Genomic DNA, 13,207 nt, shown 5'->3' with positions numbered 1-13,207 from the left:
GGCCCCGGGGCCTCGCCTCCATCGTCTTCGGACTCCTCGTGGTGGAGGAACACCTCCAGGGGATCGGGCTCCTCGGCCGGGTGATCGCGGTCACCGTGGCCCTGAGCATCCTCCTGCACGGCATCTCCGCCGTCGCCCTCTCGGAGAGGTACGGCGCCTGGCACAAGAAGGCTGCCGCCCGACGACCACACCTGCCCGAAGGGCTCCCCGAGGGGACGGACACCGGGCCATCGGCCGACGCGTAAGAGCGGCGGGGCAAGAGCCTGGGCCGCTCCACCCGACGCGCCCGGACCCCTCACCCGTACCGCTGACCCCAGTCCTTGCACAGCGCCCAGATGATGAAGACGCCGACGCCGATCAGGACGACGGCCCAGCCTGGCGTGTACGGCAGCCACATGAAGTTCGCGAGGATGGTGAGCGCCGCGATGAAGATGCCTGCGCCCCGGGCCCAGTTCGCGCCCTTCAGCAGGCCCAGGCCGACGATGAAGGCGAGGATGCCCAGGACGATGTGGATCCAACCCCATGCCGTCAGGTCGAACTTGAAGACGTAGTCGCCGACCCGGGCATAGACATCGTCCTCGGCGACGGCCGCGATTCCCTGGAAGATGCCCAGGACGCCGAGGATGCTCAGTACGACGCCTCCGAACAGTGTGCCTCCCGTCGCCCACCTGTGAGAGGCGGTCGACTGCGCTTGCTGAGTCATGGCATGGCTCCCTCACCGATCACGGGCGCCTCAGCGCCGCAGGATCCGGTCCTTCTCGACGGCGAACTCCTCGTCCGACAGCACACCCTGATCGTGGAGCTTCCCCAGTCGCTCAAGGTTGCTGATCGCTTCGTCCGTCAGCCCCGAGGATGGTGGCGGGCCCGGCGCCGCCTGTGCGGGAGCACCCGCGTCGGGCACGGTCTCCTGTGCAGCCGCTCGCTCGGCCTGGTGCCGGGCGACACGGCCGGAGACCGCGGTCGCGGTGCCTGCCACCACGGCCGTCCGGGCGGCCACGCCGACAACACCGGGGCGTCCTCTGCGCATCGGGCGACGACCCAGCATGGTCCTCACCTTCCCTTCTCTTCAGCTCCTGCCGTGCCCGTCAGGCGGCGTCCTGGTATGCCCGTTCCACCACTTCGGCGGGGATGCGCTCGTGTGCGACGAGTTCCCCTCCGGCGCGGCGGATCGCGCCGGTGATCCCGGCGGCCCAGGTGTCCTCCCACAGGAGCACAGCTGCCGAGGATTCCGGTACGAGTTCCTCGGCGATCAGGTCGAGGTCCTCCTGGCTGAACAGTCCGCCGACCTCTCCCTCGATGTCGTCGAACACCGATGCCTCCGTCGGGTCGAGGGCATCGAGCTCGACGTAGGAGACCGATCCGTCCGCGTCCTTCTTGACGAAGGTCAGGTCGAGGATCCGTACCGTGCCGCTCGCCACGAGGGCCTTCAGCTCCGGCGCGATCTCACCTCGGAACCGGTTGCCCGGAAAGGCGATGACGACGTACTCGACAGGTCCTACGTCCATGTCCGTGCACCTTCTTCACGCGTTGTCAGCGGGCGAGCACCTTCTCCTTGGCGCGTGCGTACTCCTCGGCTGTGATGTCGCCGTGGTTCTTGAGCTCCGCGAGCCTGCCCAGCTCCTCGGCGTGACCGGTCGTTCCCCCGCTCACAACGGCGGCCGCCCGCAGGTACTCCTGGACCTCCTGATCGTTTCCGCGTGCTCGGCGGAGCTCGCGTTCACCCATGCCCTTGCCACGGGCGATGAGATACACGAAGCAGCCGAGAAACGGCAGGATGACGACGAGGACCGTCCAACCGGCCTTGCCCCAGCCGTTCATGGCGTCATCGCGAAAAATGTCGCCGATGATGCGGAAGAGCAACATGAGCCACATGATCCACAGGAAGACCCACATGGTCGTCCAGAAGACGTTCAGCAGCGGGTAGTCCATGGCCGTTCCTTCCAGGTCGCGCCCGCGCAGCGAGCGCTACTGCCCCGGCGACCGAGCGGTGGCCCGGTGGTGCGCCATGACGCCTCGCTCGTCCTGAGCGAGGATCGGCGGAAAGCGCGCGGCCCTCATCGGAATCGAGTTTCGCGGTCCTTTCGGGGCCCGGCCCCGCCTTGCGACGTCGACCGGCGGGACATCGCTTCGAATCGCGTCACCCGCCGAGACACTTGTCGGGCGCACAGGCACCACCCTCCAGGAGGCTGGACAGCGCATACGACACCTTTATTGTCGCGTGCTCGACTGTTGATCGCACACGAAGAAGAGACCGCAGACGCCAGCCGCACACCGGCTTCGGCAGCGAGCGCCACATGACGGACGAGATGGCAGTGCCCGTCAGGAATCAAACCGGGTCGTCGAGGGGGACGCCACCGGCTGACCGGTGGGCGAAATACCTCCAATGGCCCACACACTGCTCGCTGGCTAGCATGGGAATCAATAGCGGTCTCTGGCACCACTCGTATTGGCAGGCCCGGCCATCTGACCCGGGCGCATCCGGTCGGCTTGGCGCATTCTTCGCCGCCGCGTCCCGTGGATCCGTTGGACGAGGCAGCTCCTGGCGACAACCGGTTGATGGCCGGCCGCACAGATGATGACCGGCGGACGTCGGACACCCATCCGCAGAAGCGATACAGCGTCAAGTCGTCGGCACGTACGACTGACGCGGTCGGAGGACCAGGCACATGGCGACGAAAGAGTACAAGCAGGGGTCCGCGTTCCCTGGAGTGATCGGCCGTACCGCAGAGGAGTCGACGCCCGCCTGGCCCCAGCCGATGCGGGCCGTGCCGGGCACACCGAACGTCCTGTTCATCGTGCTGGACGACACCGGATACGGCCAACTCGGCTGTTACGGCAGCCCGATCGAAACCCCCAACATGGACGGGCTCGCCGCGAACGGACTGCTGTACAACAACATGCACACCACCGCGCTGTGCTCGCCGTCGCGTTCGTGCGTCATCACCGGTCGGAACCACCACTCCAACGCGATGGCGTGCATCACGGAATTCGCCACGGGCTATCCGGGCTACCACGGTCGGATCCCGTTCGAGAACGGCTTCATCTCCGAGATGCTGGTGGAACAGGGCTACAACACCTACATGGTCGGCAAGTGGCACCTGATGCCCTCGGAGCACGAGTCCGCCGCCGGCCCCTACGACCGCTGGCCGCTCGGCCGGGGCTTCGACCGGTTCTACGGCTTCCTCGGCGGCGACACCAGCCAGTGGCACCCGGACCTGGTCTACGACAACCACCAGGTGGAACCGCCCGCCACACCGGAAGAGGGCTACCACCTCACCCCGGACCTGGTGGACAAGGCCATCTCCTTCATCGCGGACGCCAAACAGGTCGCCCCCGACAAGCCGTTCTTCCTGAACTTCTGCACCGGAGCCACGCACGCCCCGCACCACGTGCCCAAGGAATGGGCGGACCGCTATCGCGGGAAGTTCGACGACGGATGGGATGCCTACCGCGAGGCCACGTTCGACCGGCAGAAGAAGCTGGGTGTCGTACCCGCCGACGCACGGCTGTCACGGCACGACCCGGACGTACCCGAGTGGAACTCCCTGTCCCCTGACGCCCGCCGTCTCGCCGCGCGGATGATGGAGGTCTACGCCGGGTTCCTCACCCACACCGACCATCACATCGGGCGGCTCCTGCAGTTCCTGAAGGACACCGGCGAGTTCGACAACACCCTCATCATGCTCGTCTCCGACAACGGCGCCAGCTCCGAGGGCGGCGTCACCGGGACCACGAACGAGGCACAGTTCTTCAACAACGCCCCCGAGCCGGTCGAGGACAGCCTCAGGTCGATCGACGAGATCGGCGGACCGAGCACCTTCAACCACTACCCATGGGGCTGGACCTGGGCCGGCAACACCCCCTTCCGGCGGTGGAAGCGCGAAACCTACCGCGGGGGCGCCAGCGACCCGTTCCTCGTCCACTGGCCCCGGGGCATCAAGGCGCGCGGCGAGGTGCGCAGCCAGTACGCCCACCTCATCGACATGGTCCCCACCGTGCTCGACGTACTCGGCATCGAGCCCCCTGCCACCATCAAGGGCGTTCCCCAGGCACCCCTCCACGGCGTCAGCTTCGCCCACACCTTCGACGACGCGAACGCGCCGACCGCGCACCACACGCAGTACTTCGAGATGCTCGGTCACCGCGCCATCGACCACGACGGCTGGCGTGCCGTGTGCCCCTGGCCCGGTCCTTCCTTCGCCGAGGCGGGCAGGCCCTTCGGCACCCCCATCACCGCACAGGAGATGAGCGAGCTGGACGCCCAGCACTGGGAGCTCTACCACGTCGCCGAGGACTTCGCCGAGACCCAGGACCTCGCGGCCGACAACCGCGGCAAGCTCATCGAGATGATCTCGATGTGGTACGTGGAAGCGGGGAAGTACGACGTCCTGCCCATCGACGGCAGCGGCGTGCAACGGGGCTTGGTGGAGCGGCCGCAGGTGTCCCTGCCGCGGACCGGCTACACCTTCCGGCCCGACACGCAGACCCTGCCCATGGCGGTCGCGCCCAGGGTGCTCAACCGCGCGTTCAGCATCACCGCCGACGCCGAGATCCCCGCCGGCGGCGCCGAGGGCGTGCTGCTCTGCCAGGGCACCAACGTCGGCGGCTGGACCTTCTACATGAAGGACGGCAGGCTGCACTACGCCCACAACTACGTCCGGCGCGCGCTGTACAGCGTCTCCTCGACCGAGGACGTGCCCGAGGGCCGCCACGAGCTGCGCTTCGAGTTCGAACCCACCGGAGAGCCGGACATCGCCCACGGCAAGGGCATGCCGGGCCTCGCACAGCTCTACGTCGACCGCCGCCTGGTCGGCGAGACCCAGATCCCGGTCACCACTCCGCTCCTGTTCAACCCCGGCGGCATGACCTGCGGCGCCAACCCGGGCTCAGCCGTCACGGCCGACTACAGTCCGCCCTTCCGCTTCAACGGCACGCTGCACACCGTGACCGTCGATCTGTCGGGCGAGCTGATCACCGACCCCGAGAGCGAGATGCGGATGCACATGGCCCGCCAGTAGGGCCGCTCAGAGACCGTCCGGGGACCAGTGCAACTGGATCTCCAGCCACTGGCTCTCCTGCCACCAGGCGTCCAGCACGGACACCAGCCGGCGACTCAGCCCGGCCACGCTCAGGGAGCGCCACGGGCAACCGGCGAGGAAGTCGGTCAGCACCGCGATCCGCTCGTCCTGGCGGGCGACCCCCTCCGCACCGTCGATGCGGTGGGGGTCGACGGCGGCCAGCACACGCCGACCGACGGACTCCGGTGTGAGCGTCCGCCACGCATACGGGGCGAGCGCCTCGGTCACGGCGAGGACCCGCACGTCGTCAGGGGCAACGAGTCTCATGGTCCGTCCTTCCGCGGCAGATCTCCAAGGACGCCACCCACCGCGGACCGATGCGCCGCGTGGCCGGTCAGTCCGGTGCACATTTGTGCGGCGTATGGTACGTCACCCACATATGTCCTGCATATCCCATTGCGGGAGCCGGGGGCCCACTCGAAGCCAACGCCACGATTGCGTCCGGGAAGGCGGTCCCGGGGCCGCACCGGCGTCCGCCCCCGTGTCGCCCATCCACACGCACGCGCTTCGCCTCTGCGCCCCGCACTGCGGCACCGTGCCCCAGCCGTGCCCTTCGGAGCGGTGAACAGCGGTCAACGCCGGTACTCCCCGGCCTCCGGCACGCGCCACATCAGAGGATGTTTTCGCAGGTCAGACGCCCTGCTCCCGGCCCGAGCGCCGGTGATTCCCAAGCTTATAGCGCGGGTTCGATTCCCGTCATCCGCTCTTCTTACGAAGCCCCAGGTCAGCGACCTGGGGCTTCGTCGTTGTCCAGACCTCTTCCGGGCCGTCCCCGAGGTCACCGGAGCGGGGCGCCGACGAGGCCCAGAACGATCGCGACGATGATCAGGGCGAGGAAGAGTGTCATGGGGGCCGCCCCCCCCGGCGGTCGGGGGCTCAGCGTCGGGCGAGTTGCCGTTCGCCGTTCGCACCGGGTTCGTAGACGAGGCCGTAGTGGCGGAAGACGGCTTCCTCGTCCTCGAAGGGCAGGACGTCGTCCGGGCCGATGGAGGGGCTCTGTTTCACCAGTTTCCTGTCGTGGGCGACCCGCACGTACCCCGGCCCCACCGTCGCTCCCGCCAGGGGGACGAACACCAGGCGGTGCCGGGTGGGCAGGCCGACGCGGACCGTGGCCATGGCCGGTTCGTCGGTGCTGGTGTCGACGTAGACGGATTCCAGTTCGCCGATCTTGTGGCCGCCGGGGTCCACCACGTCCTGGTTGCGCCACTCGCGGATGTCCGCTGTCCGGATCATGCCGCTCCTCCCTGATCGGCCGTCGGCGGGGGAAGCGTGGCGACGAGGATCTCGGTGGCCTGCGTGATGTTGTCGGCGTGGACCGCGCGGGCCATGGCCGTGCGGGCGGCATCGGGTTCCGTGTCCGGCGGCACCACCATCAGCGCGAAGTGGTCCTTGTCGCCGCGGGTGATCAGGACGGTGTCGTCGCCGATGGGGAAGGAGTCGAGGTGGACGACCCGGTCGTCGATGATCAACCGGGTCGGAATCTCGTCCCACGCGGTGGCGTCCAGGCCGACCCGGGTGATGGGTCCGAGGTGTTCGGTCAGGACGGACACCAGCGCGGGAACCTCCTGCTCCACGTCGCGGGTGCGCGGCCACCACGCCCCGTCGAGGACGCCCTGCCGGGAGTGCGTCGTCTCCAGCCGGAGCAGAGCCGTACCGGGGCGCACCGCCTGGTGGATCTCGTCCGGCAGGAGCAACGGGGTCGGGATGTCGGAGTCGGCCATGGTGGATCCGCTCGTCTACGGGTGAGGTGCCGCGGCCCGCCACGGCCGCGCCTGAGGGGGCGACCGGCCGCCGGCGGGGCGACTGTGCCGTCATCTCACGGTAACTCCGGCTCCCGCGTGTCCGCCCCGCGCCGCACACTCGTTCGCACGAACCGGAAGTCTCTCCCCGCATCAGGCCGAAAACGGGCTGATCAGACGTACGCTGGAAGTACCGGAAGTACTTCGAGCACCAGCTTCCACGCAGGTGTCATTTCCGGGGAAGACGAAAAACCGGGCTGCCGACGGCAGCCCGGGGGCAGGTCCGTGATGACCACCACCCTCGACAGGACAGCGAACCGCGCCCTCACCCCAAGACTTCCGGCCCGTTTGTCGCTCACTCCGAAGACCAGGCTCGCCGGTCGGCTCGACGGCGCCTGGTGGCCCCGTTCACGCGATCTGGCAGCCGAGCTGCCGGCACTGGCCGACGCCCTCGAAGGGCGCTGGGGACGCATCACCCGCGTCCTGGTGAATCCCGGTCACTGGCCCGTCGTCCCGCACAAGGTCGCCGTCACCGGCGGTCACGCCCTGCACGTGGGCTGGTTCACCGAGCAGGACCCGGACAAGGTCATCCTGCTGTCCTCCACGACCGGCCGCTGCGACCTGCTCGTGATTCCGCCCGAGACCGAACCCGCCTCCGCGGCACGGCTGATGACCGCCGCCGCGCTCTCCGGCAGCGTTCTCACCGCGGGCGCGCTGATGTCCGGTGAGGCCGCGACCGGCCGCCGTATGCGGGAGGCACGGAGCAGTGAAGACGTATGGGAGAGCGAGGGTGGAGCCGCCCTGGCACCCCAGGCACCTCAGCCGCACCCGGCGGCGCACCCCGTCGTCGGCGCGCGGATGATCCCCCTGCCGGGGTACATGCGGGTGACGACATGGAGGCCGTGATCACGCTCCTGGCAGGCGCACTTCTGATCGTGCTCGGCACACGCCTGATCCACCGGCTGAACGCCCAGCACGACGCACGCATCGCGGCTCGCCACTTCGGCGACCCCTACCCCTCCCTCAGCCGTCCCTCCGGCCGCAGCCGCCCCAGGCCGCCCGAACGGATCGCCGATCGCCGGGCTACGGGCGCCTGGCCCTGATCTGCCTGACCCCAGACCACTCCTCCGGCCGAAGGCCGCGGGTGGGGCACCCGACACCCGGGACAACCCACCCGCCGGCCTCTCGCTTCTGTCCCGAACGGAGCACGCCGTCTTGCAGCCCACCGAGAACGATCCCCTGCCGCAGGCCGAACACGCCGAGATCCGGATCATCGCCGCCACGCCCGAGGCCGCCCGCGCGGTCGCCGAGGTGATCCGCCAGTGCTTCGCCGGGACGGAGCAGCGCAGTTACCCCGTGCCGGGCGGCGGCACACGGCTCCACCTCACCGTCGACACCGAGACCGCCGCCGGACCCGCCCGCACCTGGCTCGCGACCAGCAGACCGCCTACCGGAACCGGCCCCCACCCCGAGGAACCCTGACCGGCTCCACTCCGCGAGTGGCGCCGGTACGGCCATGTGTGGCGTGACCTGCCGCCGAGGAGCATCCTGGAGGCCACATCTCTGGTGCGGGCCGCTCCGGTACCCGATCGCCGCGTGGTCGCGGCACCCGCCCCGTACCGCAGGACCGGGCGAGGTCATCACCGCTCGGTTGGAGGGAACGGGATGACCGTCGGACGGCCCGGGGAACCCGATCGCTCGGAGAGCTTCGGGGAGGGGCTCCTGGGAACGATCCTGGACCTCGCGCACGAGCTGCCGCCCCACCGGGTCGGGCTGGTCGTCGCCGAGACGGTGGGCCGGTTGGGGGGCAGGAATCCGCAGATCCTGCTCCAGGACTACGGGCAACAGAGGCTGGTTCCCCTGCTCTCCGAAGGGCTGACGGGCGGCGAGCCGCTGCCCATCGACGGCTCCGACGCCGGCAGGTGTTTCCTCACGTCGCTCCCGGTCGAGCTGGCGACGGCCGACGGAGTACGCGTCCACGTACCGCTGCTCGACGGCGGCGACCAGGCCGGCGTCCTGGCCGTCACCCTGGACGCGGTCGACGAGGACGACCTCCGACTCCTGCGCAGGATCGCGGGGCTGGTCGCCGACCTGCTGCAGACCAAGAACGGCCACACCGACCTCTTCTTCCGCACCCGCCGCGGCGAACCGATGAGCGTCGCCGCGGAGATCCAGTGGTCGCTCCTGCCGCCGCTGGCCATGTCGATGCCGCGCGTCGCCGTCGCCGGCGTCCTGGAACCCGCCTACGACGTGGCCGGCGACAGCTTCGACTACGCCCTGAACGGCGACACCCTCCACCTCGCCATGATCGACGCCATGGGGCACGGCCTGGACGCGGCCACCATGGCCACCGTCGCCATCGGCGCGTACCGGCACGCCCGCCGCATCAGCGTCGAGCTGTCCGAGATCTACCTCTTCATGGACCGGGCCATCGCCGAGCAGTTCGCCCCCGACCACTTCGTCACCGCGCAGATGCTGCGGCTGGACACGACCACCGGCCGTCTCCAGTGGGTCAACGCCGGACACCCCGCCCCCGTCCTGATCCGCGAGCACCGTGTCATGGGCCGCCTGGACAGCCCCACCACCCTCCCCGTCGGCTTCGGAGGAGCCCAGCCACAGGTCAGCAGTGTGATGCTCGAACCGGGGGACCGCGTCCTCTGCTTCACCGACGGCCTGATCGAGGAGCACGAGAGCGGGCAGGCGCAGTTCGGCGAGGACCAGCTGATCGACTGGGTGAACCAGCTGGAGAAGGCGGACCGAGGCGTCCGTGCGGTGGCACGGGACCTGTCCCACACGCTCAAGCGAGCACGCGGCGAAGCCACCTCGGACGACGCCACTCTCGTCCTGGTCGAGTGGCGTGGCTGATCTGCCGCCGTGCCACAACGTGTCAGTGAAGGCGGTCAACAGCGGACGACAAGGGAGTCGAGCAGGCGGCGAAGAAGCGGCGTCAGGCTAACGTTTGCGCGGGTCAGAAGCGCTTCGCGGGCCCAAGTGCCGGGTGATTCCCAAGCTTATGGCGCGGGTTCGATTCCCGTCATCCGCTCTTCCGCGAAGCCCCAGGTCGGAGACCTGGGGCTTCGTCGTTGTCCGGACCTCCCGGGGCTTTGCATCCGGGGCGTATCGGGTGACGCTCGGGGGTGTATCGATCCCGGAAGGACGAGTCGCGGCACGGTGGGCTGTCCGCTGTCCGTCGTATCGTTCCGATTGTGGCGTGGTCGCCCGCACGTCGGGAACGTGAACCTGGGCCACCCGCACGTCGCCTTCCGAACAGGAGCCGTCCTCTTGTCCTCGCCCGACTCCCCCGCGTCCACCGCGCGCGTGCTCCTCGTCGAGGACGACGACCTGATGCGCCGGGCGTTCGCCGTCGCCCTGGAGCGTTACGGCTACGACGTGCAGGCCGTCGCCGACGGCCTCGCCGGGCTCGAAGCCTTCCGTGAGCACGACTTCGACCTGCTGATCCTCGACGTGATGCTGCCCGGCCTCGACGGGATCGGGCTGTGCCGCAGGGTCCGGGAGACCAGCCTGGTGCCGGTCCTGATGATGTCCGCGCGCGGCGACGGGCTGGACGTGGTCGCCGGGCTTGAGGCCGGGGCGGACGACTACGTCGTCAAACCGGTGGAGACGTACGTCCTGGTGGCCCGGATGCGCTCGTTGCTGCGGCGTGCCACGTACGCGCCCGTGCCCATGGCGGGACCGGATCGGGCCGGAGGCCGTCCGGCCGCGGGAGACGTGCTGGAGTTCGGGGACCTGCGGATCGACACCGCCGGCATGGAGGTCTTCCTCTCCGGCGAGCCGGTGGCGCTGACCCCGACGGAGCTCAAGCTCCTGCTGGAGTTCGCCGCCCACCCCGGCATCGTGCTGGAGCGGCACACGCTCCTGCGGAACGTGTGGGAGTACGGCTGGGACGGGGACAGCCGCGTCGTCGACCTGTGCGTACAGCGGCTGCGCCGGAAGGTGGGCCGCGACCGGATCGAGACGGTCCGGGGCTTCGGATACAAGTTCCGGCGGTGACCGTACGTCCCCTCCGCGGGCCGTGGGCGGGCCGCACCCCACTGCGCCGGAAGATCGCCGCTCTCGCCGCGGCCACGGCCCTCCTCGTCGTGGCGGCGGTCGGTGTCCTGGTGCACCTGTGGACCGCCCAGGACATCCGCAGCCGGGGCGAGGCGCGGGCGATGAACACCCTGTACGCCGCCATGGACGTCTACCGCCGCACCGGCCTCCTCACCGACGGCGCCGCGCTCGACCCCGCCGGCCTGCCCGCCGCGCTGCGGGACCCGGCCGGCGGCACACGGCACCACGTGTACGACGGGCGCGTCGAGGGCAACGTCGGGCCGAGTGTCTGGGCGGCCCAGCGGACCGGCGGCTCGGGCAGCCCGGTCCTCGCCGTCCAGATCAACCTGGGCCCCGACCGTGCCAACCTGTCGCGCCTCGACGCGGCCATGGCGGTCGCCTCCGTCGTCGCGCTCGCGGGCGCCGTACCCCTGGCCGTCTACGGCGCGGGGCTCCTGTCCCGGAGACTGAGCCGGGTCGCCGAGACCGCCGCACGGATCTCCGCCGGAGACCTGGACGCCCGCACGGGGCCCACGAAGGGCCGTGACGAGGTCGCGGACATCGCCGCGACCGTCGACCGGATGGCCGACAGCCTCGCGCTGCGGCTGCGCACCGAGCGCCGGTTCACCGCGGACGTGGCCCACGAGCTGCGCACCCCCGTCGGAGGACTGCTCGCCGCCGTCGACCTCCTGCCGCCCGGCGAGACCGAGGACCTGCTGCGGGCGAGGGTGCGCGACCTGCGCGACCTCGTCGAGGACCTTCTTGAGATCTCCCGCCTGGACGCGGGCGCCGAGGAGGCGGTCCGCGTCCGGGTACCGCTCGGCGCCGTGGTCGCCGAGGCCGTCTCCCGTACCGGCCTCGACGCGGAGATCACCGACGACGGCAGCGCGCGGACGGTGGAGACCGACCCGCGCCGCCTGGAGCGGATCGTCGCCAACGTCGTCGTCAACGCCCACCGCCACGGAGCAGGCCCGGTCCGGGTCACCGTCGACGGACCGACGGTCGTCGTCCGTGACCACGGTCCCGGCTTCCCGGACGACCTGCTGCTCCACGGCCCGCGCCGCTTCCACACCGGTGCCCGGGAACGCGGCTCGGGCCACGGCCTGGGGCTCACCATCGCCCTCGGCCAGGCCCGGGTCCTCGGCGCGGAACTGCTGCTGGCCAACGCCCCGGACGGCGGGGCCGTCGCCACCCTGCGGCTGCCCGCGTGACGGAACGGCCGTTGGTGGTCGGTACGTGGTGGAGCGGCCACTGATACACGGCGGCCCGCGGGCCGATACGTTGCTCCGTCACCCTTCGAAGGACACCACGTCCCGTACCGAATCCAGCTCGGGACCCGCTTCGAGGAGGCCACCGTGAACTCGTCCTGCCGCACCACCGCCCTGTCCCGCGGCGTCCTGGCCGCCGGCGCCCTCACCACCGTCCTGTCCCTGCTGCTCGTCATCGGAGGGCTCACCGCGAACACCGCGGCGGGCGAGACGGGACAGCCGGCCGGAGTGCTCGGCGTGATCGGGCTGTTCCTCGGCGGGACGCTCCTGGCCGTCGGCGCGCTCGCCCGCAGGGTCGTCCCGCTGGGCGAGCGCCGGTAGAGGCGCGCCCCTTCAGGGCCTCCCCGCCGCCGCCCGCGCCCCCGACGCGCGGACACCGCGGGGAGGCCCTTTCCCGTATCCGGCCCGCTACACGGTTGCCGCATGCCCGAGCGGACACCGATACACGGCGGCCCAGGCCCCGATACGTTCCCCGGACACCCTTCACGTGCGCTTTCCGTACGAGAAGAGGAGCCCCATGACCGCCGACCTCCTGCCGCCGCACCCGACGACCGGCATCGCGGCCGCCACCACCGACCTGTCGAAGGTCTACGGCAGCGGCGACACCCGCGTGGTCGCCCTGGACCGGGTCAGCATCGCCTTCCGGGAGGGCGAGTTCACCGCGATCATGGGCCCGTCGGGCTGCGGCAAATCCACCCTGCTGCACTGCGCCGCCGGACTCGACTCACCCACGTCCGGGTCGGTACGCGTCGGCACCACCGAACTCGCCCGGCTCGGGGACCGGCAGCTCACGCAACTGCGCCGGGACCGCATCGGGTTCGTCTTCCAGGCGTTCAACCTGCTGCCGACGCTGACCGCCCTGGAGAACATCACCCTGCCGATGGACATCGCCGGCCGCCGCCCCGACCGCGCGTGGCTGGACCGGGTCGTCTCCATGGTCGGCCTCTCCGACCGCCTGGGACACCGGCCCGCCGAGCTGTCCGGCGGCCAGCAGCAGCGCGTCGCCGTCGCCCGCGCCCTCGCCTCCCGGCCCGCGATCGTCTTCGGCGACGAGCCCACCGGCAACCTCGAC

At 70.4% G+C, this 13,207-nt stretch carries 16 protein-coding genes and 1 pseudogene; 10 read left to right on the top strand and 7 right to left on the bottom strand.

Annotated elements, in window-relative coordinates; genetic code table 11:
* Positions 1-245, top strand: a pseudogene (locus tag CCN56_RS16590) (hypothetical protein); the annotation flags it as partial.
* A gap of 50 nt (positions 246-295) precedes the next feature.
* Here CCN56_RS16590 and CCN56_RS16585 read toward each other — a convergent pair.
* Genes CCN56_RS16585 through CCN56_RS16570 form a run of 4 tightly spaced genes read right to left on the bottom strand, consistent with a single transcriptional unit; the run spans position 296 to position 1,929 of the window.
* The gene (locus CCN56_RS16585) at positions 296-703 is read right to left on the bottom strand and encodes a hypothetical protein (protein ID WP_086827661.1); all 408 of its coding nucleotides are present in this window, start codon (positions 701-703) and stop codon (positions 296-298) included.
* A gap of 30 nt (positions 704-733) precedes the next feature.
* A complete protein-coding gene (locus CCN56_RS16580) occupies positions 734-1,045 on the bottom strand; it encodes an SHOCT domain-containing protein (RefSeq protein WP_086827665.1) in 312 nt (103 codons plus the stop codon).
* Positions 1,046-1,085: 40 nt separating this feature from the next.
* A complete protein-coding gene (locus CCN56_RS16575) occupies positions 1,086-1,505 on the bottom strand; it encodes a DUF6325 family protein (RefSeq protein ID WP_086827659.1) in 420 nt (139 codons plus the stop codon).
* A gap of 25 nt (positions 1,506-1,530) precedes the next feature.
* A complete protein-coding gene (locus CCN56_RS16570) occupies positions 1,531-1,929 on the bottom strand; it encodes an SHOCT domain-containing protein (RefSeq protein ID WP_086827657.1) in 399 nt (132 codons plus the stop codon).
* A 737-nt stretch (positions 1,930-2,666) separates the two neighbouring features.
* On the opposite strand from CCN56_RS16570, the gene CCN56_RS16565 reads away from it, so the two are divergent.
* On the top strand, positions 2,667-5,018 hold the full coding sequence (locus CCN56_RS16565; protein WP_086827655.1) for an arylsulfatase: 2,352 nt from the start codon (positions 2,667-2,669) through the stop codon (positions 5,016-5,018).
* Between the two features lie 6 nt (positions 5,019-5,024).
* On the opposite strand, the gene CCN56_RS16560 is transcribed toward CCN56_RS16565, so the two are convergent.
* The 3 genes from CCN56_RS16560 to CCN56_RS16550 form a co-directional block, all read right to left on the bottom strand.
* The gene (locus CCN56_RS16560) at positions 5,025-5,345 is read right to left on the bottom strand and encodes a hypothetical protein (RefSeq protein ID WP_086827654.1); all 321 of its coding nucleotides are present in this window, start codon (positions 5,343-5,345) and stop codon (positions 5,025-5,027) included.
* A gap of 609 nt (positions 5,346-5,954) precedes the next feature.
* The gene (locus CCN56_RS16555) at positions 5,955-6,311 is read right to left on the bottom strand and encodes a PRC-barrel domain-containing protein (protein WP_086827652.1); all 357 of its coding nucleotides are present in this window, start codon (positions 6,309-6,311) and stop codon (positions 5,955-5,957) included.
* On the bottom strand, positions 6,308-6,799 hold the full coding sequence (locus CCN56_RS16550; RefSeq protein WP_086827651.1) for a DUF5994 family protein: 492 nt from the start codon (positions 6,797-6,799) through the stop codon (positions 6,308-6,310). The genes CCN56_RS16555 and CCN56_RS16550 overlap by 4 nt, the downstream gene beginning before the upstream one ends.
* A 306-nt stretch (positions 6,800-7,105) precedes the next feature.
* On the opposite strand from CCN56_RS16550, the gene CCN56_RS16545 reads away from it, so the two are divergent.
* From CCN56_RS16545 to CCN56_RS16510, 8 genes are all read left to right on the top strand, one after another.
* The gene (locus CCN56_RS16545) at positions 7,106-7,723 is read left to right on the top strand and encodes a DUF5994 family protein (RefSeq protein ID WP_086827649.1); all 618 of its coding nucleotides are present in this window, start codon (positions 7,106-7,108) and stop codon (positions 7,721-7,723) included.
* Positions 7,711-7,920, top strand: coding sequence for a hypothetical protein (locus tag CCN56_RS16540; protein WP_086827648.1), 210 nt, complete (start codon positions 7,711-7,713; stop codon positions 7,918-7,920). Before CCN56_RS16545 ends, CCN56_RS16540 begins: the two co-directional genes overlap by 13 nt.
* 112 nt (positions 7,921-8,032) lie before the next feature.
* A complete protein-coding gene (locus CCN56_RS16535) occupies positions 8,033-8,299 on the top strand; it encodes a hypothetical protein (protein ID WP_086827646.1) in 267 nt (88 codons plus the stop codon).
* A 183-nt stretch (positions 8,300-8,482) separates the two neighbouring features.
* Entirely contained in the window at positions 8,483-9,682 is a 1,200-nt protein-coding gene (locus tag CCN56_RS16530) for a PP2C family protein-serine/threonine phosphatase (protein WP_086827644.1), read from the top strand.
* A 480-nt stretch (positions 9,683-10,162) separates the two neighbouring features.
* Complete coding sequence (gene cseB / locus CCN56_RS16525) at positions 10,163-10,828, top strand: two-component system response regulator CseB (protein ID WP_256961997.1); 666 nt, start codon at positions 10,163-10,165, stop codon at positions 10,826-10,828.
* The gene (locus CCN56_RS16520) at positions 10,825-12,078 is read left to right on the top strand and encodes a HAMP domain-containing sensor histidine kinase (protein WP_086827642.1); all 1,254 of its coding nucleotides are present in this window, start codon (positions 10,825-10,827) and stop codon (positions 12,076-12,078) included. Before cseB ends, CCN56_RS16520 begins: the two co-directional genes overlap by 4 nt.
* A gap of 144 nt (positions 12,079-12,222) precedes the next feature.
* Positions 12,223-12,456, top strand: coding sequence for a hypothetical protein (locus CCN56_RS16515; protein ID WP_086827640.1), 234 nt, complete (start codon positions 12,223-12,225; stop codon positions 12,454-12,456).
* A 196-nt stretch (positions 12,457-12,652) separates the two neighbouring features.
* On the top strand, positions 12,653-13,207 hold a 555-nt coding region (locus tag CCN56_RS16510), incomplete at its 3' end, for an ABC transporter ATP-binding protein (RefSeq protein WP_086827638.1).

The sequence above is a fragment of the Streptomyces sp. NRRL B-24572 genome (genome assembly GCF_002156145.1).
Classification (GTDB): Bacteria; Actinomycetota; Actinomycetes; order Streptomycetales; family Streptomycetaceae; genus Streptomyces; species Streptomyces vietnamensis.
The sequence above is the reverse complement of the archived record's forward strand: the minus strand, read 5'-3'. Positions and strand labels throughout refer to the sequence as shown.